This is a genomic window from Caldalkalibacillus mannanilyticus JCM 10596, from assembly GCF_000615945.1.
GTDB classification, from domain to species: Bacteria; Bacillota; Bacilli; order Caldalkalibacillales; family JCM-10596; genus Bacillus_AT; species Bacillus_AT mannanilyticus.
On the sequence record NZ_BAMO01000007.1, the window covers coordinates 40,969 to 64,842 of the forward strand.

The following is a 23,874-nucleotide window of genomic DNA, read 5'->3' on the forward strand; positions in this document are numbered from 1 at the left end:
TCTATTTAACAAAATGATTAAATCCTTGCTTCGCCAGTTTCGCTCGATGGCCCTTTTCTTGCAGGTATACTTCTCCCTTTCCTTCCATAGCATAGCCAATAGGGTAAAAGGCTAAGTTCTGCCTAGAAAATTCTTCGGCTGCCTGTGCTGCGAGTTCCTTAGGGAGTGTACCGATCAGGACAAAATCTTCTCCACCATGAAAGACCCACTCATAAGGGTTCTTCCCTACACACTTAGCAAATTCCTTTAACTCCGGACTTAGTGGAAGCTTTTCTTGTTCTATAACAAGTGAAACCTGACTTCTTTCCGCAATTTCATGCGCTTCACTGGATAACCCATCACTTACATCGTTCAGGGCTATCGCTCCTTTTGCTGAAAGTCTTGCTAATAGCCTTCCTTCTTGGAGATGAGGCTTCGGCTGCTGATGAGCAAACAGAAGATTCATAAACGGCTCCATCGAAGGAAAGGAGGCGCGTTTCTCATCAGATTGCAGCAGATAATGTAAACCTGCGGCAGAATCCCCCAGCCTCCCCGTCAGAAAAAGAAGATCGTCTGGCTTCGCCTTGGAGCGTGTTAATTGAACATGCTCTTCAACCTCTCCAATTGCCGTCACCGTAATCACAAGAGCCGATTTGGCGGAAACCGTATCTCCTCCAATCAAATCTAGCTGACACTCATCAGCTAAGAATTTCAATCCTCTATAGATTTCAGCAATCTCTGAAGCGTTCCAGGAAGGTGGGATCGCCATCGAAACAAGAAAATACTTAGGAGTTCCTCCCATAGCAGCAATATCACTTAGATTGATTGCCAGCGCTTTATACCCAATTTGAAAAGAAGACATCGTTCGGGTGGTAAAATGAATCTCTTCTACCATCGTATCGATGCAGACAACCTGTCCTTTCTGCTGAGAAACAGGGAAGATCGCCGCATCGTCCCCATTAGGGACAAGAATGGGCTGATATGTATGAAAATCTTTCGTCATTTCCTTTATTAATTCAAATTCATCTTCAATTTTGTTCTGATGCTCCATTTTATTCTTCTGCTCCATGATTTTCCTCCCAACCAATGGAAGTCTACTTCATTATAGCTTTGTCCTAATGATCCTTCAACTTCTGATCAGGGTTCTTTCCTTGCCACACGTACAAAAATAGAGTAGAGTGGAAGAAAAATCAGGAGAACATTGGAGGAAATGAAAAGATGAAGATACATATAACCACACGAGCCAGGATGCCATGATCAACCATACTCCTCCACAGGGCTATGGATTACGCATCACAGGAAAATTGGCAGGAGGTTGTGGATGTACGTTAGATTATCATCTAAGTCTAGATCAAAAACGAGAGGGAGATCTCACCTTCCATACAGAAAATCTTCAGGTATGGATCGATGAATTTACCACCCAATTTCTAGAAGACTCACTCACCCTAGATTATATTCCTGCACAGGGCTTTAGGCTTTCTTCCCCCTCTGAGATTTATGCGTATGGTTTATCTATTGCCCAGCCCACTTTTTAGAAGCACTATCGCCTTTTCTAAGCAAAGCGATAGTAAATCAAGATCATGGTCGAGAGCACAAAAATAAAGTTAAGAGAAACAAAGATAATCTGATCAATTTTGCTCTTATGTATTTGGATAGGCGGATGATAGAAGCTCACTCCTTCAATGATGAAAATAAGAAGGATGATATGAAACATGAAATGACCTATCACTTCTGTCATTCCAAACAAGGTTGTTGTCGTAATAAAAATCAAGGTCAATACAAGGGCAAGAAGCCGATTAAGAACCCCTACGACGAGTAAATAGCCCACAACAAATTCAATAAAGGCACTGATTGAGATAAAGATTTCAGGGGAAAAACCAAATGTGGGTACGTGATGGTGTTCAATAATGTCCAAGCTCATGATGGGATATACCCACTTTTCTATGGCTACCCAGCATAAAGAAAGCCCCGTACCAAGGTACAGAAAGGGCATTCCCCAAGACTGAATTCGAGTCTTCTCCACTAATATGGCAAACACAATCGCCACATAAAAGCCATAGTCCAGCATGTAAAAAACTCCGTGCTCACGTACAGTTAAGAGAAACAAATACAAGAGAGCAACTGCCGCCATTTTCGAAGTATAGGTCAGTGGAACAAGGAGGAGGAGAATCATTCCTACTCCCATATACATGCCGAAGGTGGAAACCTCTAATTCAGGAGCAAAGATGGAACCAGAAAACAACTGGATCGCTAAAGCAAGAGCTAATCCAATCTTGAGTAGAGGATAAACAAAATGACGATACTCCTCCAGTCTTTTATCCATTTGTCTGCTTATTTCCCAATTCGTAATCTGAGGGATGATTTGGGGCAAAATCCCTAAGATAAGGGCAACAACGACACTTGTCCCCAGAAAGAAGGGAGAAAGAATATTCTCTATTGATTCTTTAACGGGATCAATATCCGTAAACCATTTCACATGAGCGCTGCTTACTAGGGGGATGAGTAAACATAACAATAACATCCATCCTACTTTTTTATTTTTCATCTGATCACCTCTACGACCTAGTATTCTTCAATGATCAAGAAGTTATTTCATCCTGAGGTCTAGGTCAAAAAGAAAAAACGAGTCTGACAAAAGACTCGCTTCTCATGCATCCATTATTTAGTTAAGCTCCTGTGTAATTGAGGTCAGGCTATCGGCAGACATCGCCACTTCTTCAAAAGCATTTCCAAGTTCGTTCAACACGCTGACAAAGGAAACAAGCTCATGATCAATTTGTCCATTTTTCTCTTTAGATAGACGAATGGTATCTATGATCTGCTCAAAATATTGCAGCGTTGTTTCCTGACTTTCGTTTCCTTCTCCAACCGCATTTCGAATTTTTTCTAATGACTGAGTAAGATTATCTACTTGAGAATGCGTATTCACAATGAGCTGAGATACATTCGTAACTGAGTTTTTGGTTTCCTCAGAAAGCTTTCGCACTTCATCGGCAACAATGGCAAATCCTCTTCCGTGCTCTCCTGCGCGTGCTGCTTCAATCGCTGCATTCAAGGATAACAAGTTCGTCTGATCAGCAATTCCTGTTACAATCTCAACAATCTCCTGCATTCGTTTCGAGATTTCTAATAATACCTGAACATCCTTTGATATATCCGTAACCGTCTGTTGAATGTTTGTCATGTTCTTTTTCTGAACCTGGAGCTGCTCTTTTCCTTTATTTGATTGCTCTTCTGCTAGCCCAGATAGTTCAATTCCCACTTTTGATAGCTCCACTATATCCTCTGATTGCGAGGATAAATGATGGAAGGACGCATTCGTTTCTTCAGCGATCGCCGCTAGGTTTTGAGATGCTCCCGTTATATGAGCTCGGATCGACTGCTTCTGCTCATCGGAAGCTTCCCTTAGTTTTTCCGTTTCCGCATCATATGCCTCTAAGACAAGCTGTTGCTCTAAATTAAGCAAGCGAGTAACCGAACGAATAATTGGCAATCTCTGTTCTTCTGCTACTTTGGTTTCAACCACCTCTAAGAGAGATAAGAAAAGGTCCTGAAAAGCACACATATACCATTTGGTTTGGAGCCCAATCTGGACATGCATTTGAGCGATTCTTTTTCTTTTTTCAAAATAAGCTGCATCTATCATTCCCGAAAACATTTCTGAGATATGCTGATTCAATGTTTTTTTCAGCCTAACTATGGAGCTATTATCCTGGATCATGCGAATCAGGTTTGGTTCATTCTCTAGATTTTTATAGAATCTATCAACAATGCGCTCAATCTCTTCTTGCACATAGTGCTGGATGCTTTTCGCTTGGTGTAAATCCTCTTTTGTTAAGCCAATCATTTTGATTTGCTTGGCAAAATCACTTCCTTCTTGAATGTCTAGCTTCACGCTTGGATCATGGGTCACCTGTGTTCTATTGGATACTTGTTTCGATTTTTTTGATTTAAATAAAGATGTAATAGACATAGATCTAGGTCCCTCCTACAAGTAAAATACCAGTCTCTCTCCTATATACTATGTCGGCTTCATGTCAGGTTTTGTTTAGTATGGATCTTTTCCATTATGGAGCTTTTCCCTATAGGCGTTAGAGTTGCCTTCCCCGTTCTTTTTTCGCTACACTGATCTTATGTAGAATAAAATATGGAATACGTATGGAGGGATGATCATGAATGTTAAAATAGGACAACCTGCACCAGATTTTCGCTTACCTGCAAATGATGGATCAGAGGTTAGCTTGTCGGACTATAGAGGAAAAAAAGTGATTCTTTATTTCTACCCAAAAGATATGACTCCTGGCTGCACGACTCAAGCATGCGATTTTCGAGATCAGTACCAAGCCTTTGCGGATCTAAATGTCGTCATCTTAGGAGTGAGTCCTGATCCCGTGCAAAGACATCAAAAGTTTATTGATAAATACACTCTCCCTTTTTTACTGCTTGCCGATGAGGAGCATAAAGTGGCTGAAGCATATGGTGTATGGCAATTGAAAAAGAACTTTGGTGTAGAAAAGATGGGCATCGTCCGCTCGACCTTCGTCATCGACGAAGATGGCACACTCATCAAGGAATGGCGCAAGGTGCGGGTAAAGGATCATGTAGCAGAAGCCCTTGAATTTATCAAAGAATCGAAAGCATAAGCATAAGGATACCAAGCAGTGTCAGGCTCGGTACCATTAGATAGAGAACCCCTTTTCGGCTTGCTTTCATGGCTTCTAGCTCGTCCAAGCGGAACATCTGTAGAAAAGGGGATTTCTGCATTTCCATCCACGTTGCAGCTAAAAAGGAATAGAGAACGAAGATAAAGACAGCAGCAACTCCCCATTTAACCCAGTACGGGAGCACAAACACCGCATAGAAAAAAACGAGCTGAAGCTGGATAAAAGAAAGGAGGAGCTTCCAATTTCGAATAAACGATTTAAGATAGAGTTCTACTAATCCATTCTGTGTAGAACGTTGTTTAAACAACAGGGTAGACTGGCGAAAAATCCAAGGTCTTTTTTTCTTTCTCTTCTGTTTCTTTATCGTCATATCTGGCGCCCCTATGTACATTGCCGAAGTCATCAGAACCTGTACTCCACTATTCTTTCGTTCTGAAGCCCTAATGCAATCCTCTTCAAAGCTCCAAGCGATTTTCTCTCTTCTTTTCCAGCCTATAGAAATCATCAGAGATAGAATGAAGAGAAAGAGAAGCTGTACCACTACTTGCTCTGTATAAAAATAAGTGGGAAGCAGAAAAAGTCCAAAAATTCCTCCATACGCCACACCAAGAATCAAGAGTCGTTTCCATCCCTGAACAAAGATCGAAATCATATCTTCTATTCCCATCATCAAAAATCTGAATAGTGTAAGCACTAGGAATAACAAGGATAAAGAAACTAGCGAAAAATCAATATAGTTGATCAATATAGGTGCTATAGCTCCCGTGGTAACTACGGTTTGAAAGACATTTACTATAAAAGAGTAGAGAATACTCCACCTCATCAGCTGTCTAACCCATGACTCATTTTGAATCAGAAATAATTGATCTGCCTTTTCCACAAACAAGTGCAAGCGTCCTGAAATCGAATAGAAGAATACTCCTATCACGAGATACAAATAGGGAATATGCTCTGCCCAAGCTGCCGTCTGGTTCCATAAAGTGGTGTAATGATAGATTCCTATCCCTATTAACGGAATCAACAAATAGAGCCAGACAACCCAATCTATCACTCCTGTCCAAAGCCGAAGTTTATATCTCCACTCAAGTTGTACACGTTTCGCAAAAATAGTAATCATTTTTTTCATTTTAAAATCTCCACCAAGTGATTAAAGCATTCTAAAAGAGAGGAAGACTCTAATCCACATTGCTTTTGAATTTCCGCCAGATTTCCTTGAGCGATGATTCTTCCACCATTCAGAAGTACAAAACGTTCACAGATTTTTTCCGCTGTATCCAAAACATGTGTAGACATCAATATCCCTGCGCCTCTTTGGCGTTCTTGACTGAGCAATTCCAAAAAAACTTTGGTTGCCGTTGGATCTAGCCCGACAAAAGGCTCATCGACAATATATAAATCAGGCTGAATCAAAAAAGCCAGAATAATCATCAGTTTTTGCTGCATTCCCTTGGAAAAGCTGGGTGGTAAATGGTGTTTTTCTTCCCTTAGCTTAAATCTCTCCAATAATTGTTCGGCACGCACCTCAAAGAAATTTCTCTCCATTTCAAATAAAGTGGCTACAAGCTCTATATGCTCCCAAAGGTTAATTCATCATAGAAGATCGGCTGTTCAGGAATATAGGCATATTTTGAATCAGGTCTACTCATCGTAATCTCGCCCTCAAAGTCCTTCAACAAGCCCATCATCGCCTTAATTGTCGTACTTTTCCCTGCTCCATTTGGACCGATTAAACCGACCAATTCCCCTGGTTGAATATGAAATTGAATCTGTTGTATTGCTTCATTTCGTTCTTTATATCCTGCTCTAGAAATACGTACCTCAACGATATTCATTCTTCTCGCCTCCCGCTTTTCCATACGAGATACAGAGAGGATGGTTTCACTAATTATAGAAAAAAATAGAAACAGCCCTACCCTTTAGAAGGGATCGGACTGTCGCTAAAGCTGATTCTATTCATTCGCTTTTTCATCACTTGTTCTTTTTTTCCATACACCTAACACATCTTTCGCTACTCTTTTCCAACTAAATCTCCCTTCGGCTAGCTTACGACCGCTTCGTCCCATTCTTTCTGCCTCCCTCTTGTCGGAGAGTAGCTTATTTATTTTCTGCGCAAATTCCTTCGGATCATTTGGTTTCTTGACAATAAGTCCATTGCTATTCATCACCACCTCAGGATTTCCCCCTCTTGCTGTTGTAATAAAGGGAAGTCCAGCTGCCATCGCTTCATAATGGACTCTGGCAAGAGGCTCCTCCCACTGTGAAGTACAGACAAAGAGATCTCCCGCCCAAAACCAATGGTGGATCTGATCGGCTGGAACATACCCTGTTGTAATAATCGGGATAGGGGAACGTTTGGCAAGGGACCGAATATAAGCAATGTAATCGCTCACCTTGTCTTTGCTGTACCACGATCCTCCCACAATGACAAGTGCAGCATTACGATGCTTTTTCGCTACATCCCACATCGCCCTGACAAGCACATCTGCCCCTTTTTTAGGAGATAAGCGCCCAATAAATAAAATCACTTTTTTGGATTCCAAGCGATGTTTCTTCCGGATCTTTTGACGAATCAGTTTGGCTTGTTTGGATTGACTATATGGGACAAATAGCTTGAGATCTACACCAGAGTAGATGGTTTGAACCTTTGGTTTGGCTTGAGGATAGTGCTGGCAGATGGTTTTCCCGACATAATCACTTACGGTGACAATTTTTTCTACATGATCAATGGCGGCTGCAGCCTCTTGAGAGGAGATTTTATCAGGACCGAACATATCATTGTGCATACTTAAAATGATTCTAGCTTTGGGAGCTATTTGGCGAATTGGGTTAACAAGTCTAGGTCGATTAAAGATATGAATAAGATCAAAGCTATTGTTTTTTAAAAAAGATAGAATCCCTTTTAGATAGACATTTAGATCCAGTCCTGCAACCCTGACATAGCGAACTTTTTTTACTGTTTCACTCTTCGGTAATTGAGGATCGGTAATACCCAAAATAGTCAGGTCATGCTGAGTCGCTAATTGATCAACAATTCCACTAATATACGTTTGAATGGCTCCGCCTCGAATTGGAGGAACTGGCAGTTTTTCTGTACAGATCATTAATATCTTCATCTTGAGCCTCCTTTTCTTCGATTCGATGCTCTCGAGGTTTTAGCTTTGTTTTTAGACTTTTTTGGGGATGTCTTTTTCGTTTTGTGCTTTGAATTTTTTTTGGATTTTTTCTTCACCTTGCTCTTTTTCGATGTTTTTTCGAGTGGAGCAATAGAAGAGGCAGAAAAGGTTTTAAGAGGTTGAATTGTTCCTGAGAGTGGAGGTAAGTAGACGGAGCTTTTGTGATTGTTATTAGCGGGGGGATCATATTTCCCCTTCTTGTATTTCCCAATATCTTTACTTAGTTGATCTAATGCTTTCCACTTGGTTTTTTCACATAACATTAGCTTATTGATCACCGTGGTGAACTCCGTATTTAAAAAGGTTTCTGGATCATATAGCATCTCTTTGCAATGCTTATAGAATTCATTAGGCATCGCCATATCAATAAGCAGAATTTTAAACATTTCTTGGCTCAAGGGATTTGCCTTATGATAGGCTTCGATCATGCCCCTCATCCATTTTATATCCCAGACTCCCATGTCATCCATCGTACTCGTAATCAGCTTACGCAAATCTCGAATAGGTAAATCGTAGGCGACTCCATTCTAGGTCAATCACCCAGATTCCTTTTGGACCCATTTGTCCATTGGACCACCCATAATCCTGATGGACCAGTCCCCAATAAGGTTCACCCATACTCACCATCTTATAGTACGCTGACTTCTCTAACTGCGCTAAGGCATTCTGTGCCTGTTTCTCAAATGTATCAATGACAGACAAGAGCTTACGGCTTGCGGGATTTTCTTTGTATAGTTTGGCAAGAACTCTGAACCAATCAATTTTGTTAATAATTTTGGCATAATGCTTGGGCCATTTGTGTAATCGGGAAGCGACATTGGCTTCACCAGAAGGTACGTATCCTTTTGAATGTTTATGGAACTCACCAAGACCATAACATAAGGCTTGAGCCCCTTTAAGATCAATCTTAGTCGCTTGTGTTAGGGGACTAACCCAGTCTGTTACAATCCAGGTTTTCCCCCCTAGTTCTTGGCATAGCTGCCCTTTTTTCGTTGGAATAAGAGCGGGAACGCGTGCTCCTTTCTTCACGACATATTGCTGAGCCTCTACGCTAAATCGGCTTCTTCTCGGCTCACGATGTAATAGCTTGAGACTGCGCACCCCTTTATTTGTTTTGATTCTCCAAATAGCACCGCCTTTATCTGGTTTGGAGGTAATTAAGTGTCTTTCTTTTACTTTTAAGTCGTAAAAAGAAATGACTTTATCAGCCAGTTTTTCTATTTCAGGCGGGACATACATGTTTAAATCGATAGATCTAAATTTAGGGTTGGTAAGAGCAAGATTGTCCCAAGGCTGTACTTGATAGTCACCCATTGCATCATCCTCCTGATGTATAATCACCTATTTATTCCAATGGTAATTTGCTTCTTACTCTAGTTTATTGAAATCACAAGGGTTAGTGCCTTGTCCAGCTAAAACAGGCTATTGTAGCTAAGGCAGAAGCGTATGCTCGCCTTAACCCACAGGGACGCATATAGGATGCGGAGGTAAGCCTTTCTTCTCATGAAAAAAAGAGCTCTCTACCTAGGCAGAGAACCCTCCTTCTTCTTCAAAATAACCGTCTATCATTCTCTTATTTAACTAAATCTAACTCGACAGGAATGGTTGAATCTACCGCCTCACCCTTCAACGCTTTCATTGCCGTTTCAACAGCAATTTTACCAATAAGGCTAGGATTTTGTGCGACGGTTGCCGCTAGCTTGCCATCTTGAACTGCCTTAACTGCATCCTCAGTGGCATCAAATCCTACCACAATGACCTCTCGACCAGATGCCTCAATGGCTTGAAGAGCCCCTAGAGCCATTTCATCATTATGAGCAAACACAGCATCGACTTCAGAGTTTGCTTGAAGGATGTTTTCCATGACCGTTAAGCCTTTTGAACGATCAAAGTCAGCAGGTTGACTCGCAATAATCGTAACATCTTGTCCCTCCATAGCCTGATTAAATCCTTCTCCACGATCACGTGCGGCTGATGTCCCTGGGATTCCCTGTAACTCTACGATGTTCCCTTTATCTCCTAGCAACTCTAGAATATATTCTCCAGCCAACAGACCCCCAGCAACATTATCTGAAGCAACATGGGCTAAGACCTCTCCTCCTTCTGCTCCGCGGTCTACAGTGATGACAGGAATGTTTGCCGCATTAGCACTTTTTATAGCAGAAACAATGGCACCTCCATCTGTAGGGTTAATCAAAAGCATGTTGACCTTTTGCTGAAGTAAATCTTCAATATCAGAAACTTGCTTAGCAGGATCATTCTGCGCATCGACGACAATCAGCTTGATACCCTGTTCGGCAGCCGCGGCTTCAGCTCCTTCTTTCAATGTAACGAAAAAGGGATTATTTAAAGTGGATACAGAAAAACCAATCGTGATGTCTCCCTCATTCGCCGGTGTACTTGTGTTGCTTCCTTCACTCACAGGTGATTCGGTTGTACAGCCTAGTGCCAGAGCAACCATCAGAATCAAGACTAATGCAACAGAACCTCTTTTTTTCCATACTTTCATGCGTAAGTCCCCTTTCAACTGTCGTTTTTATTCTAGTAATCTATGAAAAATCTTCAAGGAGAAGACCTCATATTCCAGTGTGAATTCTTAAGAAGCCCACGATTTTTTACGATCTAAGAGTACCGCTAAAAGAATGACAAGCCCTTTGACTACCTGCTGGTAAAAGGAGGATACATTTAATAAATTTAAACCATTGTTTAATACCCCAATGATCAAGGCTCCAATAATGGTCCCCACGATCCAGCCTTTCCCTCCAGATAAGCTTGTTCCCCCTAGGACAACCGCTGCAATGGCATCAAGCTCATAGGTTAATCCTGCATTTGGTTGAGCTGAATCAAGGCGAGAAGTGAGAATAATCCCTGCCAAAGCGGCTAGAAACCCCGATAAGGAATAAACATAGATTTTCACTCGATCGACTTTAACCCCTGATAGTCTCGAAGATTCTTCATTTCCACCAATGGCATAGGTATGGCGGCCAAAGGTCGTCTTTTTCAGGATAAAATACAGAATGGCAAAAGCCAGCAGCATCCAAATGACGGGAAGTGGAATAAAGCCGAAATAACCTGCTCCCATCATGCGGAAAAAATCACTTTCTAAACCGGTAATCGGCTTTCCATCTGTATACACTAGTGTGAGTCCACGATAAATGGTCATCGTCGCTAAGGTCGCAATAAAGGGAGCTACCTTTCCTTTGGTAATCAGAAACCCATTGATGGCTCCCATGATTCCTCCGACGAGCAGCCCGATTAATATGGCTAGAATAGGTCCATTCCCGAAGCTAACAGACCTGCTGTAATCGCACCGGAAAAGGCGAGGATGGAGCCCACAGAAAGATCGATACCACCAGTTAAGATAACAAAGGTCATTCCCAAAGCGATCAAGGCATTGATGGAAACCTGTCGTAGAATATTTAAGGTATTATTAAGGGTTAAAAAGTTTGGACTTAATATAGAAAGGATCAAAACAATAAGAAACAATCCAATAAAAGGTCCCATTGTCTGTAAATATGTTTTTAGCTTATCGGCTGGTTGAATGGACATCTTATATACCTCCTGTCGCTGCCATCATAATTTTCTCTTGATCTGCCTCGGCATGCGTAAACTCTCCCGTGATTTTCCCCTCTTTCATGACGAGGATGCGATCGCTCATTCCTAATACTTCCGGCAACTCAGAAGAAATCATGATAATCGCCACGCCTTGTTCTGTTAATTCGTTCATAATTTGATAGATCTCTTTTTTTGCCCCAATGTCCACTCCACGAGTAGGCTCGTCTAGAATCAACACCTTAGGAGCAATACCTAACCATTTCCCGATGACGATTTTCTGCTGGTTTCCGCCACTTAAGAATCGGACGAGCGTTTCAATGCTGGCTGTTTTGACATTCAATTTCTTCACGTTCTCATGGACAAAGGTGATTTCTTTCTCCTTAGATATGACACCCAAACGAGCGTGAGAATCGAGATTCACCATCGTCATATTTTCCCGTACACTTAATTCAAGAATTAATCCTTCATCTTTTCGGTCCTCCGTCACTAAGGCAATCCCATGCTGAATGGCATCTCGGGGTCTCTTAATCTTAATCGGATTTCCATTCATGGTGAACGTCGCCGTTTCATAAGGATCGATGCCAAAGATCGCTCGAACCATCTCTGTCCTACCCGCTCCCATTAATCCAGCAATGCCCAAAATTTCTCCTTGATGAACGGTAAAAGAAATATCGTTTAACACACCCGCTCGGTTCAGCTTTTCGACCTTTAAACATTCTCCACCGACAACATGCTGACGCGGAGGATAGCGTTCCCCCATTTCTCTCCCTACCATCATCTGAACTAATTTTTCCATAGTGGTTTCTTTCGTGCTTTCTGTTCCAATGTATTGTCCATCTCTCAACACCGTGATTCGATCGCAGATTTCAAAAATCTCTTCCATTCGATGAGAAATATACACCATTCCGACTCCAGATTTCTTTAATTCACGAACCACTCGAAACAGATTTTCGATTTCTCTACCTGTTAGAGAGGCGGTCGGTTCATCCATGATCAGACAATCCGCATTCATGGATAACGCACGCGCAATTTCTATCATTTGTTGCTGTCCAATAGAAAGATTTCCCGTCACTTGATTAGGGTCTATGGTCATCCCCAGTCTGCTTAACGCTTGGATCGTTCTTTCCTTCATTTCTTTCCAGCGAATGATTCCTGTTCCCCGATAGGTTAATTCACGTCCTAAAAACATGTTTTCTGTCACCGTAAGATAGGGGATCAGGCTTAGCTCTTGATGGATGAAGGCAATGCCATGGTTCATGGATTCTGTCGTATTTGTAAACTGAACCTCCTGCCCTTTCACCTTGACGTTTCCTGAATCCTTCGTATAAACCCCACCTAAAATCTTCATTAAAGTGGACTTTCCAGCCCCATTTTCCCCCATCAAGGCGTGAACCTCACCCTGTTCAAGCTGAAATTGAACATTGTCTAGAACCTTTACTCCTGGAAATGATTTATGAATCGATTGCATCTCCACTAAATAAGACATCTGTATTCACCTCCATAAGCATGCTTGTTGAACTAAAGACCTATATTAAAAAGTGACGCCGGCTACAAGAATCACATTGGCATAGGGAGTCGCTTCGCCTGTCCGAATAATCACCTTCGCTTCTCTTGTTTTTTCTTTGAACTCCTCATGAGAGAGAAAGACAATGTCAGTGACACAATCTGAACGAAGTCTTTCGATTGCCTGATCCTTGATCGTGACATTTCGCTCTTCTATTTCTTGGGCAAATATAGCCTGTTCTACTTTCATTTCGGTTAAGATGGTTTCTACTGTTTCAAGAAAGCTCGGTGTCCCTTGTTTCAGGGCTAGGTCAATGCGTTTAACTCCTTCAGGTATAGGGAGTCCACAATCCGCAACCACAATCTGATCTGTATGTCCTAAGCTGGAAATAACGGCTGCAATTTCACTGTGAATAATGCCCGTTTTTTTCATCCTCTTCTCCCCTTATTTTTTATTTTTGTTTTTTTGTTTTTTTGTTTTTCTTTTGATCTTCTTTTGGCTTTCTACTCTGTATTATGGGAGCCGGTGGAAAGGAATTGCTCCACTTCTGCTCTAGTTGGCATCCCCGATTGTGCCCCGTATTGGGTTACGGCAAGAGCACCTACAGCGCTGGCAAAACAAACGGATTCTTCTAAGCTTTTCCCTTCAGCTAGCGAAACCGCTAAAGCTCCATTAAAGGCATCTCCTGCCCCTGTTGTATCGACGACATCTACCCTATAGCTACTGCTAAAGGAAAGCGTCGCATCCCCTCTTTTGGCATAAAAAGCACCCTCTTCTCCACTGGTGACAATAACCTGATCCACACCATTGGCTACTAAGCGCTGTACCGCTTCCACTACATCCTGCTCCGTTTCAATTTCGCTTGAAGTTAGAGTAGCTAGCTCACTCCGATTAGGTGTGATATAGGTAACCTTTTGTAACAGGTCTTGACTAAGCGGTCTTGCAGGAGCCGGATTTAAAATGATCGGAACCTGATGCTCATAAGCGATGTCACATGCTTTCTGCACAGCTTCTAGAGGAATCTCTAATTGCAGGAGAATGATATCCGCTTGAACAATGACATCCTTGTTTTGCTCTATCCACTCAGGTGTACATCGACTATTTGCTCCTGGTACCACAATAATCGAGTTATCTCCTTCAGAAATCGTAATCTGGGCAATCCCTGAAGAAACATCTGTAACCGTTTCCACATTTGTCACTAAAATACCCTCATTAGCCAAGCCCTGCTTTAATTCCTTTCCGTAAGAATCTGATCCAATAGCTCCTATCATCGACACTCTGGCTCCTAAGCGACCCGCAGCCACCGCTTGATTAGCTCCTTTACCGCCATGATGCTGGGAGAAACGCTTCCCCATCACCGTTTCTCCCCGTACCGGAACCTTCTCTGTTACCGTCACTAAATCCATATTAATGCTTCCTATGACTACAACATGTGGTTTCATGTGATTCTCCTTTTCTGAGCGAGGACTCTGCTCACTCCTTTTTTCTTTCTTTTTCCGTTTGGACGATGCTCGGATCACTAATTCAACTTCCATCTCATGATAAATTTGATCAACTGGCTGTTTCTCAATGATTTTCAACAACAATCTAGTGGCTAATGCTCCCATATCATAAATAGGTTGAGCAATGGTGCTTAGTTCGGGAAAAACCGCCTTGGATAAGCCAATTCCATCAAATCCAATAATCGCAATATCCTCAGGAACTCTTTTTCCAGATTGAAAGACGGCCTTTAAAGCACCAACTGCCATGATGTCATTTCCAGCAAAAATCCCATCAATCTCTGGGTATTTTTTCAAAAGCTTTAAGGTACTCTTCTGGGCTTGTTCAATATCGAATTCACCATCAATGATCAAATCCTGAGTAAACCATGGCTCTGTCTGTACAACATTCATATAACCTTCTAGGCGTGATTTGGCTGTCATCGTTCCTTCTGGTCCCCGAATATGGGCAATTTTTCGACAACCAATGTCCAGCAGATGGCGAGTTGCTTTTTCTGCACCTTCTCTGTTATTGGACACCACCGTGGGGACCTGTTCCTCAATACTTCGATCTAAGACCACAAGAGGCACTTCACCAAGAATATGATCAAAGTGAGACGTATTTGAAGCCAAGATAAATCCATCGATATATTTATTTTGTAACACCTTAATATATTCTCGTTCCTTTTCCGTCTGTTCATCAGAGTTGCATAATATGACGGTATATCCGTAAATTTGAGCTACATCTTCAACCGCTCTTGCTAGCTCAGGAAAAAACGGATTCGTGATATCTGGAACAATAAGAGCTATGGTTTTACTTTGTTTTTTATTCAAGCTTCTTGCAATCTCGTTCGGTTGGTAATCAAGCTCCTCCATGGCTTTCAGCACTTTCTTAGCTGTTTCTTTTCCCACATAGCCACTTTTGTTTACAAATCTTGAAACTGTAGCAACCGACACTTGAGCTAATTTGGCAACATCTCGAATCGTAGGCATCTAACGTTTCCTCTCTTGTTCATCATCTAGACCTAACGCACGATCTAAACTCGAAAATCATTTAACATCACACGTGTAAACGGTTACACATTGTTTATGACTTTACTTTATTCTCTTTTATTATTCTTGTCAATATGATTTATAATTTTCACAAAAAAGAACAGACTATATTATGATTAGTTGAATTTTAATATTGACAAAAGAGATATTATCCTTTATAATGTGCTAAGCGAAGAAAGTAATTGAAATCGTAAACACAAGTGTAAGATACTGGCGTTCTGCTATGTTTTTATATAGGAATTATTCACACTGGATCGGCTTCGGAGCCGTTAGGACGTAAGAGAGGTAGGGCTTATGTTGTTTAGTTTTAAAAACGACCCATGTGGAATAACACCGCGGCTATATCATGTAGATGATTAATAATGGAAATGATACGATTCATTTCATAAATAAAGATACACGTGTACAGTTACAGTTAGAATTCGCACATATACAGCGAACCAGGTCAGGGATCTGGTTCGCTTTTCATTTGAACGACAGATTTATCTCCATTGTTCTACAAAATATTTTCTTGTGCTAAATTTCGACATTTTTTTCACTTTGTTTTTGGTAGGATAAAGTAGACTTCTATCATGATAGAGTTTTTACTACATAGAAAATGGGAGGTAACAACATTGTATCGCAGATTAAGATGGTTAGGTTTAGTTTTGCTTGTCATTATGCTGGCAGGCTGTGGTGGAGAAAAAGAAACCACAACGACGCCTGAGGTAGAAGAAACAGGTGTACAGCAGGAGGAACAGAATAAGAAAGAAGAAGCAGAAGAGCAAAAAGAGAATGGCGAGGACGAAGCATCTGCTTCCAATAAGCTGATTGAAGCCGCTAAGAAAGCAAACACTGTGAATCCTGAAATTAAGTTCAGAGAAATAAACTGGATGATGGGAGCCCCCAAACGTCAACCAACCGGAGGCATTTGGATCTTCAGCGGAGAAAACCACCCTCAAGAAATCTCTAATTCCTTCAATTGGGAAACAAAAGATGTTCTCCTTATCCAGATTTCCAATGAAGAATACAAGGGCTATGGTTTAGATATACGTTCATTACAAATCTTGAATGATGAAGTCATCAACGTGCTCGTAGAGCTATCTGCACCCGATGATGAGAAAGAACTAGCACCTAGAAGATATATTGAAGTGGATAAAGGGGCATTAGACGGTAAACTATTGGTTATTAGTACTCATGATGGGGAAATTTTAGAAACAGAATAGGGATATGGAGTTCAAGAAGGAAAAGCTTGCTGATATACTATCATTAAAAACGCAAAAAAATCCCCAGTCATTTAAACTGGGGATTTTTTGGGGATCATTTATTAAACCTATAGCATTACTACTTTTTTAATAGTATCCTTTTACTACCGGAGCGTATATGTTAATATGAGTTGTATTATTTTGCCTAACATATACTAAACCAGTAAGTTTTCCTTTAACTGCGTTACGCCAAAGAACAAGCGGTTCTAGATTCGGAATAATGCCTGTCCATTTCACATTCAAAGCACTTCCTAAAATTTTAGCATTCAATGTACTAGCGTTTGGGTAATTTAATGCCATAATGAAATTTTTTTCGGGATAGGGCATAAACACATCTAAATTTGATAAGTCAGTCTTGAGAACTAAACTCTCTAGTTTGTAATTGAAACTTTCATAATACTTAATATCTTGCTGAGAAAAACAATAGATTACTTTGTGTACGGGGTCGATTTCAATATTTGCTCTGAAAATTGATACACTTGTTGCAGCTTTTTTTTCTATTTCTAATGTTGAACCATTAAATTTATACAATGTATCCGGTCCAAAAGCAAATACTTTATCTTCTTCCCTATCAATACATAATTTATGAAGGTGATTTATACCATTCCCTCTTCTTACTGATATTTCAATTCTCCCTGTAGCAGTATTAATTTTGTACAAAGGAGTATCTGATTCACTAGAAACATATAAGGCTTCACTTTCTGTTATTTTTAATTGAGCATCCGATAATTTAGTGAAACCATCTTTATGCCATATAACACTACCATCATGAGCACTTAATTTAGTTACATAACTAAATGTTACTAAATATACGCCGTCAGAACCCACTAATAACTTTACATCCCAGTCGGTTTTTGCTAGATTTATACTCCAAAGAAATTCATTCGTTGATAACCGTAGTTTAGCTACTCGACCTGATTTAGCATAAGCTACATAAAGCGCATCATTTTCTTCGTCTACTTCAAAAACTGAGAGAAAAGGGGCGTTTAGGACACCGTAATCCTTTACTTCTACATAGGGATTTACTTTTTTATTTGTATATCCTTCCACTTGCAAACCTCCGCCTATGCGGATCATATCACCTGTCGCCATATTTCTTAGACCTCCTTAAGGTATAAACCTCATCATCTACATGAAGGGTGTATTTTTTTCCGTTATTTTTATTTTCTATAAAACTGTTTCCAAATTTAGTGATGGCTTGTTTTGTTCTCAAAGGTGTCATAAATCTCGTATCATTTGTCCCTTCTTCTGCGATGACTTGAGTCGCTTTTACAAGATTCTCTTCATGCCAAAGCCTGTACCAGCTACCCCATCCAGATGATCCTAAGGTTCTCACTGCGAGATGAGGAACCCTGTTTCCTGATGCCCCACAAGCTATTTGTACAACTCTCGATGCGATTCTTCTAACAACTAGTACTGTACCAGCTGAAGAGAAGCCATTTAATTGTAGGTTCGGACGGTTTAAGGTTGTACTGCTCCAGGCATACCAACCGTTAGATAACGCTTCATCCAAATTGGATATTGTAATAGGGTCACTCTCACCTAATCCTGCAGCAACAAGAGTAGATATTTCCTGCTCAATTTGCTTCAAGTCACTAGGTTGTTTAACATCATTTACTTGTCCATGTGTTTCTGTCACTACGTTTCCTCCTTTATTTGCATTTTTTGAGCATAAGACATACGATGTAGGTTGTTGCTTGTTTTCTAAATCATTTCCAATATAAGTGATCTATCTGTTCCTCTTTACATAGGATCACCCCCTTCCTCTCAAATGTTCTGCAGAATCAAGCATAAAAAAGGACACAGATTGACAACATCTTCTGTCAATCCGTGTCCTGCGGGTTTCGCTCAGACATTTGAATCTATTATTTATAGTATACCGTTCTCGTTGCATCTCGCTTAAGAACGGGTTATATACCTAGTATACTGTAAAAAAATGTATCATGCATCTCTTGGGACACTTCGGACATATCGGACATACTATTTATGCTGATTCATACCTTAGTCAACCTAAAAGGTATTAGAATACACCTAAATGATATATAATCAAGCTGTATTCTATTTTAGAAGGGACTGAACTATGCGCAGATATCAATATGATTAACTCACCCAATAACTACTTTGGAGGGAAAAATATTGATTACAGAGTTGTATACCGAAAGACTACATTTGCGAAAAATGGCACTTGCCGATGCACCTTATCTCTATAGCATCTGGTCCGATCCAGACGTTACTAAGTTCATGAATATTGAGGGTTTCACTGATCAGAGCCAAGCAGTAGACATCATCAACTATCTAGATACCTTAGCGCAAGAAGGAAAAGCGTACCGATATTCCATCATTGAAAAAGAATCTAATCGAGTGATTGGATCGTGTGGCTACAATACTATAGATTTTGAGAATGAGAAAACTGAAATTGGATATGATCTAGCTAAATCCTATTGGGGCAAAGGATTTGCAGCAGAAGCTCTCTCTGCTTTAATAAATCAAGCATTTCATTCCTTACAGCTCAATAGAGTTGAGGCGAAGGTAGAACCTGAAAACGTAGATTCTATTAAACTTCTATCCAAGCTCAATTTCACATTCGAAGGAACGTTGAGACAATATGAAAAGTCAAAAGGAAACTTCATTGACTTGTGTATGTATTCGAGGCTTGTAACGGATTGATTTGAAAGGAGGATAACCCGAAGAGTGCGGGTTATTCTCCTTTTTAAAAAACCTAGTAAGTCTTAAAATCTATTACTTTCAGAAGAGATTTCCATAATATAACTACCTTTTTTTATTAATTAAGTAGAAGCACAAAAAACTCTGACCACTAAGCTGGTAGAGCTGCTTTATCCCTATTCGTTATGCTCTATTAAACCAAAACCTCTCCACGTGCCAACATCAGTTCCATTGCTCGCTACGCAAATCCATCCAGCATAATTCCCTTCACTAGGCTGAGTATTATAAACAATATCTCCTCTACTCCACTTACCTGCTGTAGGAGCAGTGGTTCCCTCTACTCTTTTTCTGTTCCAACTGTTAAGGTTATCCGTTAAACGATCAACAACTGCCCCATTGTCAATTCTTATCCCATTTCGACTGCTACGATCTTGTGCATCTGATGTGTTGTTAACGACAATGGCTTGCCTTACCTCTGCATTATAGAATCGCACTGCCCATGATGCAGGGGTTTCCGTTCTAGATGATTTCAACACGTTCCCTTCTATCACTACATTTTGAAACGTTCCATTAACGAGAGCGACACCTCCTAAGTAGCGCCAATCGTTTAGCACATTTCCTTTTATCACCAAATCTTCAGCAGGTTTTGTGAAAGTCATTGATGTAGTATTCTGAGAGTTATTGATCGAAACAATAGAACCTTTTTCAATGACATTACCACTCACAATAGTCGACTTATTTCCGTCGACACTAATGGCTCTAATAGAATTCCCATCCCCAGTGAAATTAATTTGATTATTATTGATATTGACTTGATGCATTCCTCTTATTCTAATCGCTTCCAATATATTCTGACCTTCATGAGTATTTTTGATTAAATTATTAGAAATGGTGATACATTGCTTTTCTTCAGAAATAAAATCAGTCCCATAAGCACCATAGTACATAATGGAGTATGATGCCGATGCACCAATAAGGATGTTGTTAGAGATAATAATATTTTTCTGTTTGTTTGTTACCGTTAACTGTGGTTCTTGTCCACTATTTTTCCCTTCGAAAATAGTAGAGCCAGTCGTTTCATGTGGCAACATAACAATATTATCAGAGATAATCGCTTCTCCATTTCCAGCATAAAAATCAATTACCTGTTTATTATCAGAGAGCCTTCTGCTACCAGTAATCATATTTCGACTTACAAACAAGTTTTTATTGTAATTTTCTACAAAGTTAGGTTTACCATCATTTTGTTTTACAGAGCCTCCAGTAGATAGCTTCATAAAACGAGTGACTCCATCACATTCAAAGGTATTATCTGTGATCCTGATTTGGTTGAAGCCATCGACCTGGAGCACATTACATCTCTTGAAACCGCTATAATTCCCCTTAAATTGGTTGTTGCGAATAAAAATGTTTTTATATTCATCGGTGTTCGTTGCATTTTGACAATAGATTCTTGTTTGAATAAACGTATTACTTTCAATATCTACGTTTTGGGATCTTTCTAACCAAATCCCTGCCTGGGGATCTGAACCAGTAGTTGCAGTACCTTCAAAAACAAAACCACTAATCCTTACATTTTCCTGATCAATGATTTTAAAACCTGGACCTTTAATCACTGCATTATGACCAACTATCTTCGTATTACTTCTAACTCTTAATAGATTTGCAAAGTGATATACACCTGCTGGGAAATAGATTTCGTTCTTTACATCTAAAACCGCTTGAACCTTCTCTGTACAATCCACATTTTCAGCATTGCATTTATCATATTCGATTAAAGCCCATTGAATATTGTATGACCTATCCATTCATAAACCACCTTTATCATCGTATTTTACTTATATAAGATTATGAGCCACAAGATCCCCGTCTTTCATTCCCACCATTTTTTCTACATAATCTCCAATGATCATGTTCCCAGTAATTATTCTATTACTGATAGGCTTAGAAGTAGAGAAATTAAGGCAACTTGCTGTGTTTCCCTCGGTTTTCTTAAACACGTTATCTTTAAATACTAAATCTGAGGTGTGCTGAGCCAGTACCACCCAATTGTTTCCGCCAGCATTCCAAAATCGGTTGTTCGTTATAACAACATCCTGGGCATCTCTTCCTATCTCAAGAAACCCTGTGTTTTCAAAAATACAATTATGAACCTTTAGGAAGAAATATTCATTTGCATTCACTCGTCCGTTGATGACCATATTTCCGGTATTCCTAAATTCACAAGAGTCTAGGATGACATACATGTATCGAGCTGTGTCTGGAAATATACTTCTGTTAAGAGTGCTAGAACCCGTACACACAAACTTACACCGAATCATTTTCAATGCAGTTCTAAATGTTTCCGTCCATACTGCTTTATCTACAGTTCGTTTATCATTTAACAAATAATCTACATCTATTAATGTGATATCTCTTAGATCCGACATAGGATTTCTTGTACTTCCGCAATTGATTAATGAGGAATTTCTGATCGTTATGTTCTGTAATGCCTTTTCACCCTTTGCTGGATTTCGCACCTCTAACCCTTTCCCGATCCCTTCTGACACTTGTAAATGATTGATCTTTGCTGAACGGCAATTATACATTAAGAAAGCTGGTTTATTGTCAAAGCCTTTAATAATCATATTTTCAATATTAATATTGTGACAGTGATTAGAGGTTGCTCCCTTTACCATAACCACACCTTCAACATTAGAAGCATGCATCTGATACACTTCATTATTGATCATTTTAGAATTAGAAACTCTGTTAAATTCAAAGCCCGCTCCTCTACTGTCCCCATTACCATACACTTTACAGTTAACAAAATATATTTGTTCTAACGTGCGTCCCGAAACATCCAGATTCGGAGCTGTCGCCTGAAAGGCAACCCCTAACTGCGCTTGTACAGTGTAATGCATGTCTAAAACTCCGTCTGGTTCTAAGTCAGGTTGGTGATTTTCTATATTTGTATTGTATATTCGTTGAGTAGGCACCCTTGCATCTGCCACGCAATTCTCAATAGTGATATTTCGGCTCAACTCATAAGAATGATTCGGTTCGATATCAACTGCGCTTCTTCGAACCGCAAAATGACAATCTTTAATTACAATATCCTCTCCCTGGATAATAGAAACTCCTTGTCTAGACAGATCCTTAAATGAACAATTAATAATTTTTACATTTTTTATATGGTAGCCCGGATCATTCGAATTTGCTCTTATATAGATACCGTCATTACCATCAAGCATATCCCCATCAAGAGAAGAGGTTCCGAACAGTAAATTTTTGAATGCACAGTTTTCTATTGTAATATTTTCAGACTCCCTAATCGTAATTAAATGAGCGTTCTTAGAGATTGTTCCTGACTCTTCCCCATTAAAAATGAAGCCTTTGATTTTAATATTTGAAGAGTTTCCTTTAATTTCAAATCTATGTGTGCCTGCCTGCTGTCTTAATTCAGCCTCTTGGGAAAAAAGTGTGATGTTGTGGATGTTATCTAAGCTGATGCGACTGTAACGATAAACTTGTGTACTTGGAAAAAAAATATGTTGTATCCCCTTAGTATTTGCATATTTGATTGCTGCATGAATAGCCGGGGCCCAATCATCGTTAACAACTCGCTGTTTAAACCATTGAATATTAATTCCTCGCTCTTCAAATTCATGTTTCATCTTTTCAATAATCGTAGGGTCGTCACGTCTAAAAAGGTTGGCATCTCCAATTCGTGGATCTTGGAAGCTATGATTTTCTGACATAGAAATATCTCCTTCAATCGTATTTTTATATAGGGGCATATAGTTGGGGATTAGGATGTATTATAAAACACAGGAGGGAATAGGGGTTTATTCCAACCTGTGTTTTTGAGGGGATAGTTAATGATGATTTTTTATCAAAATAAAAAAGATAACCGCTTCCTTAATGAAATGGTTATCTCCTATTGTTAAATCAATTATATTCTGTGTCACCCATAAACATCATAATAATCCCAATTACACACTCTAATTTCTTCCTGTATTTTGACTATCTTTAATTAAATTACATTTGCTTTAATTATTATCAAGTATTCTTCCTCAGTAATCAAATTAGAATTTAAGCATTTTTCTAAAACAGATACATCGATCTTCCCAGACTTATACAACCGCTCTAATATACTTTTCCATCCACTCATATTATGCCAACCCCTTTAATTGTAAGATTTCAAAGGCTACTGCATCTAACTGCTCTTGCATAGCATCCTCTTCTTTGTTAACAGCGAATTTACCAAAAATAAGGTCATCCACAATACTTTCCTTGTGTCCGTTCATTACTTCCTCAAAGTTTTCATCTGTAATGGCTACAAACCCTGAATCGAATGGAGAATGTGCTTGTAAATAAACCATATCATTTAATTTAAGAACATAATATTTTGCATTTGCGTCATTTGTGGGATTTGCAACCTTTACACCGTTATATAGCTCATCGAAATCGTGAAGAGAGTAGTTTATATCTAAGCCTGAGATAAACTCATCCAACTTCTCCTCTGTACATTTTAATTCTACATCTTTATATATCATATTTTATATAATTCCTTTCTTG

General features: G+C 39.7%; 22 protein-coding genes and 1 pseudogene. 4 read left to right on the forward strand and 19 right to left on the reverse strand.

All coding sequences use genetic code 11. The features are described 5' to 3' along the window. Position 1: 1 nt before the first annotated feature. Entirely contained in the window at positions 2–1,048 is a 1,047-nt protein-coding gene (gene thiL, locus JCM10596_RS05800; protein ID WP_081791924.1) for a thiamine-phosphate kinase, read from the reverse strand. A 184-nt stretch (positions 1,049–1,232) separates the two neighbouring features. On the opposite strand from thiL, the gene JCM10596_RS05805 reads away from it, so the two are divergent. After that, a complete protein-coding gene (locus JCM10596_RS05805) occupies positions 1,233–1,514 on the forward strand; it encodes an iron-sulfur cluster biosynthesis family protein (RefSeq protein ID WP_025026309.1) in 282 nt (93 codons plus the stop codon). Between the two features lie 17 nt (positions 1,515–1,531). Here the strand turns inward: JCM10596_RS05805 and JCM10596_RS05810 are convergent, their stop codons facing one another. Both JCM10596_RS05810 and JCM10596_RS05815 read right to left on the reverse strand, forming a co-directional pair. After that, positions 1,532–2,524 carry a DoxX family membrane protein gene (locus JCM10596_RS05810; protein WP_025026310.1) on the reverse strand — a complete coding sequence of 331 codons (993 nt, stop codon included), beginning with the start codon at positions 2,522–2,524 and terminating at the stop codon, positions 1,532–1,534. A gap of 117 nt (positions 2,525–2,641) precedes the next feature. After that, a complete protein-coding gene (locus JCM10596_RS05815; protein WP_025026311.1) occupies positions 2,642–3,952 on the reverse strand; it encodes a globin-coupled sensor protein in 1,311 nt (436 codons plus the stop codon). A 199-nt stretch (positions 3,953–4,151) separates the two neighbouring features. Here JCM10596_RS05815 and bcp point away from each other — a divergent pair, with 199 nt between their 5' ends. Further along, positions 4,152–4,622, forward strand: coding sequence for a thioredoxin-dependent thiol peroxidase (gene bcp / locus JCM10596_RS05820; protein WP_025026312.1), 471 nt, complete (start codon positions 4,152–4,154; stop codon positions 4,620–4,622). Here bcp and JCM10596_RS05825 read toward each other — a convergent pair. From JCM10596_RS05825 to rbsK, 11 genes and pseudogenes are all read right to left on the reverse strand, one after another. Continuing rightward, complete coding sequence (locus tag JCM10596_RS05825) at positions 4,603–5,769, reverse strand: ABC transporter permease (protein WP_025026313.1); 1,167 nt, start codon at positions 5,767–5,769, stop codon at positions 4,603–4,605. The genes bcp and JCM10596_RS05825 overlap by 20 nt on opposite strands. Beyond that, entirely contained in the window at positions 5,766–6,164 is a 399-nt protein-coding gene (locus JCM10596_RS31220) for an AAA family ATPase (RefSeq protein WP_369345603.1), read from the reverse strand. Before JCM10596_RS31220 ends, JCM10596_RS05825 begins: the two co-directional genes overlap by 4 nt. A gap of 44 nt (positions 6,165–6,208) precedes the next feature. Further along, the gene (locus JCM10596_RS31225; RefSeq protein ID WP_369345604.1) at positions 6,209–6,475 is read right to left on the reverse strand and encodes an ATP-binding cassette domain-containing protein; all 267 of its coding nucleotides are present in this window, start codon (positions 6,473–6,475) and stop codon (positions 6,209–6,211) included. Between the two features lie 117 nt (positions 6,476–6,592). Further along, complete coding sequence (locus JCM10596_RS05835; RefSeq protein ID WP_025026314.1) at positions 6,593–7,756, reverse strand: glycosyltransferase family 4 protein; 1,164 nt, start codon at positions 7,754–7,756, stop codon at positions 6,593–6,595. Beyond that, entirely contained in the window at positions 7,753–8,244 is a 492-nt protein-coding gene (locus tag JCM10596_RS31230) for a hypothetical protein (protein WP_369345605.1), read from the reverse strand. The genes JCM10596_RS05835 and JCM10596_RS31230 overlap by 4 nt, the downstream gene beginning before the upstream one ends. Positions 8,245–8,302: 58 nt before the next feature. Beyond that, on the reverse strand, positions 8,303–9,130 hold the full coding sequence (locus tag JCM10596_RS28610; RefSeq protein WP_051541193.1) for a CotS family spore coat protein: 828 nt from the start codon (positions 9,128–9,130) through the stop codon (positions 8,303–8,305). A 259-nt stretch (positions 9,131–9,389) separates the two neighbouring features. Beyond that, positions 9,390–10,325, reverse strand: a complete 936-nt coding sequence (gene rbsB / locus JCM10596_RS05845; RefSeq protein ID WP_025026315.1) for a ribose ABC transporter substrate-binding protein RbsB — start codon at positions 10,323–10,325, stop codon at positions 9,390–9,392. A gap of 87 nt (positions 10,326–10,412) precedes the next feature. Then, positions 10,413–11,365 (reverse strand): annotated as a pseudogene (locus JCM10596_RS24145) (ABC transporter permease). Between the two features lies 1 nt (position 11,366). Continuing rightward, entirely contained in the window at positions 11,367–12,857 is a 1,491-nt protein-coding gene (locus JCM10596_RS05855; protein ID WP_034680634.1) for a sugar ABC transporter ATP-binding protein, read from the reverse strand. A 45-nt stretch (positions 12,858–12,902) separates the two neighbouring features. Further along, positions 12,903–13,307: a D-ribose pyranase gene (gene rbsD / locus JCM10596_RS05860; RefSeq protein ID WP_025026317.1), complete on the reverse strand. Its 405-nt coding sequence runs from the start codon at positions 13,305–13,307 to the stop codon at positions 12,903–12,905. Between the two features lie 71 nt (positions 13,308–13,378). Beyond that, positions 13,379–15,346, reverse strand: coding sequence for a ribokinase (gene rbsK, locus JCM10596_RS31235; RefSeq protein WP_025026318.1), 1,968 nt, complete (start codon positions 15,344–15,346; stop codon positions 13,379–13,381). Between the two features lie 674 nt (positions 15,347–16,020). On the opposite strand from rbsK, the gene JCM10596_RS05870 reads away from it, so the two are divergent. After that, positions 16,021–16,611: a hypothetical protein gene (locus JCM10596_RS05870; RefSeq protein ID WP_025026319.1), complete on the forward strand. Its 591-nt coding sequence runs from the start codon at positions 16,021–16,023 to the stop codon at positions 16,609–16,611. A gap of 126 nt (positions 16,612–16,737) precedes the next feature. On the opposite strand, the gene JCM10596_RS05880 is transcribed toward JCM10596_RS05870, so the two are convergent. Then, on the reverse strand, positions 16,738–17,742 hold the full coding sequence (locus tag JCM10596_RS05880) for a PQQ-binding-like beta-propeller repeat protein (RefSeq protein ID WP_025026320.1): 1,005 nt from the start codon (positions 17,740–17,742) through the stop codon (positions 16,738–16,740). After that, positions 17,729–18,289: a pyocin knob domain-containing protein gene (locus JCM10596_RS05885; RefSeq protein WP_025026321.1), complete on the reverse strand. Its 561-nt coding sequence runs from the start codon at positions 18,287–18,289 to the stop codon at positions 17,729–17,731. The genes JCM10596_RS05880 and JCM10596_RS05885 overlap by 14 nt, the downstream gene beginning before the upstream one ends. 497 nt (positions 18,290–18,786) lie before the next feature. On the opposite strand from JCM10596_RS05885, the gene JCM10596_RS05890 reads away from it, so the two are divergent. Continuing rightward, on the forward strand, positions 18,787–19,317 hold the full coding sequence (locus tag JCM10596_RS05890; RefSeq protein WP_025026322.1) for a GNAT family N-acetyltransferase: 531 nt from the start codon (positions 18,787–18,789) through the stop codon (positions 19,315–19,317). A gap of 173 nt (positions 19,318–19,490) precedes the next feature. Here JCM10596_RS05890 and JCM10596_RS05895 read toward each other — a convergent pair whose 3' ends face one another. The 3 genes from JCM10596_RS05895 to JCM10596_RS05910 all read right to left on the reverse strand — a co-directional run bounded on the left by JCM10596_RS05895 (position 19,491) and on the right by JCM10596_RS05910 (position 23,852). Further along, positions 19,491–21,122: a right-handed parallel beta-helix repeat-containing protein gene (locus JCM10596_RS05895; RefSeq protein ID WP_025026323.1), complete on the reverse strand. Its 1,632-nt coding sequence runs from the start codon at positions 21,120–21,122 to the stop codon at positions 19,491–19,493. A 30-nt stretch (positions 21,123–21,152) separates the two neighbouring features. Further along, on the reverse strand, positions 21,153–23,054 hold the full coding sequence (locus JCM10596_RS05900) for a right-handed parallel beta-helix repeat-containing protein (protein ID WP_025026324.1): 1,902 nt from the start codon (positions 23,052–23,054) through the stop codon (positions 21,153–21,155). 414 nt (positions 23,055–23,468) lie between these two features. Further along, positions 23,469–23,852 carry a hypothetical protein gene (locus JCM10596_RS05910; protein ID WP_025026325.1) on the reverse strand — a complete coding sequence of 128 codons (384 nt, stop codon included), beginning with the start codon at positions 23,850–23,852 and terminating at the stop codon, positions 23,469–23,471. Positions 23,853–23,874 lie beyond the last annotated feature (22 nt).

Excerpts from the sequence above, each read along its gene's own strand:
- JCM10596_RS05880 (WP_025026320.1), bottom strand. The coding sequence starts at position 17,742 with ATGGCGACAGGTGATATGATCCGCATAGGCGGAGGTTTGCAAGTGGAA.
- rbsB (WP_025026315.1), bottom strand. The coding sequence starts at position 10,325 with ATGAAAGTATGGAAAAAAAGAGGTTCTGTTGCATTAGTCTTGATTCTG.
- JCM10596_RS05910 (WP_025026325.1), bottom strand. The coding sequence starts at position 23,852 with ATGATATATAAAGATGTAGAATTAAAATGTACAGAGGAGAAGTTGGAT.
- JCM10596_RS05895 (WP_025026323.1), bottom strand. The coding sequence starts at position 21,122 with ATGGATAGGTCATACAATATTCAATGGGCTTTAATCGAATATGATAAA.
- thiL (WP_081791924.1), bottom strand. The coding sequence starts at position 1,048 with ATGGAGCAGAAGAATAAAATGGAGCATCAGAACAAAATTGAAGATGAA.
- JCM10596_RS28610 (WP_051541193.1), bottom strand. The coding sequence starts at position 9,130 with ATGGGTGACTATCAAGTACAGCCTTGGGACAATCTTGCTCTTACCAAC.
- bcp (WP_025026312.1), top strand. The coding sequence starts at position 4,152 with ATGAATGTTAAAATAGGACAACCTGCACCAGATTTTCGCTTACCTGCA.
- rbsK (WP_025026318.1), bottom strand. The coding sequence starts at position 15,346 with ATGCCTACGATTCGAGATGTTGCCAAATTAGCTCAAGTGTCGGTTGCT.
- JCM10596_RS31225 (WP_369345604.1), bottom strand. The coding sequence starts at position 6,475 with ATGAATATCGTTGAGGTACGTATTTCTAGAGCAGGATATAAAGAACGA.
- JCM10596_RS05855 (WP_034680634.1), bottom strand. The coding sequence starts at position 12,857 with ATGTCTTATTTAGTGGAGATGCAATCGATTCATAAATCATTTCCAGGA.
- JCM10596_RS31230 (WP_369345605.1), bottom strand. The coding sequence starts at position 8,244 with ATGATCGAAGCCTATCATAAGGCAAATCCCTTGAGCCAAGAAATGTTT.
- JCM10596_RS05900 (WP_025026324.1), bottom strand. The coding sequence starts at position 23,054 with ATGTCAGAAAATCATAGCTTCCAAGATCCACGAATTGGAGATGCCAAC.
- JCM10596_RS05805 (WP_025026309.1), top strand. The coding sequence starts at position 1,233 with ATGATCAACCATACTCCTCCACAGGGCTATGGATTACGCATCACAGGA.
- JCM10596_RS05825 (WP_025026313.1), bottom strand. The coding sequence starts at position 5,769 with ATGAAAAAAATGATTACTATTTTTGCGAAACGTGTACAACTTGAGTGG.
- JCM10596_RS05810 (WP_025026310.1), bottom strand. The coding sequence starts at position 2,524 with ATGAAAAATAAAAAAGTAGGATGGATGTTATTGTTATGTTTACTCATC.
- JCM10596_RS05815 (WP_025026311.1), bottom strand. The coding sequence starts at position 3,952 with ATGTCTATTACATCTTTATTTAAATCAAAAAAATCGAAACAAGTATCC.
- rbsD (WP_025026317.1), bottom strand. The coding sequence starts at position 13,307 with ATGAAAAAAACGGGCATTATTCACAGTGAAATTGCAGCCGTTATTTCC.
- JCM10596_RS05835 (WP_025026314.1), bottom strand. The coding sequence starts at position 7,756 with ATGAAGATATTAATGATCTGTACAGAAAAACTGCCAGTTCCTCCAATT.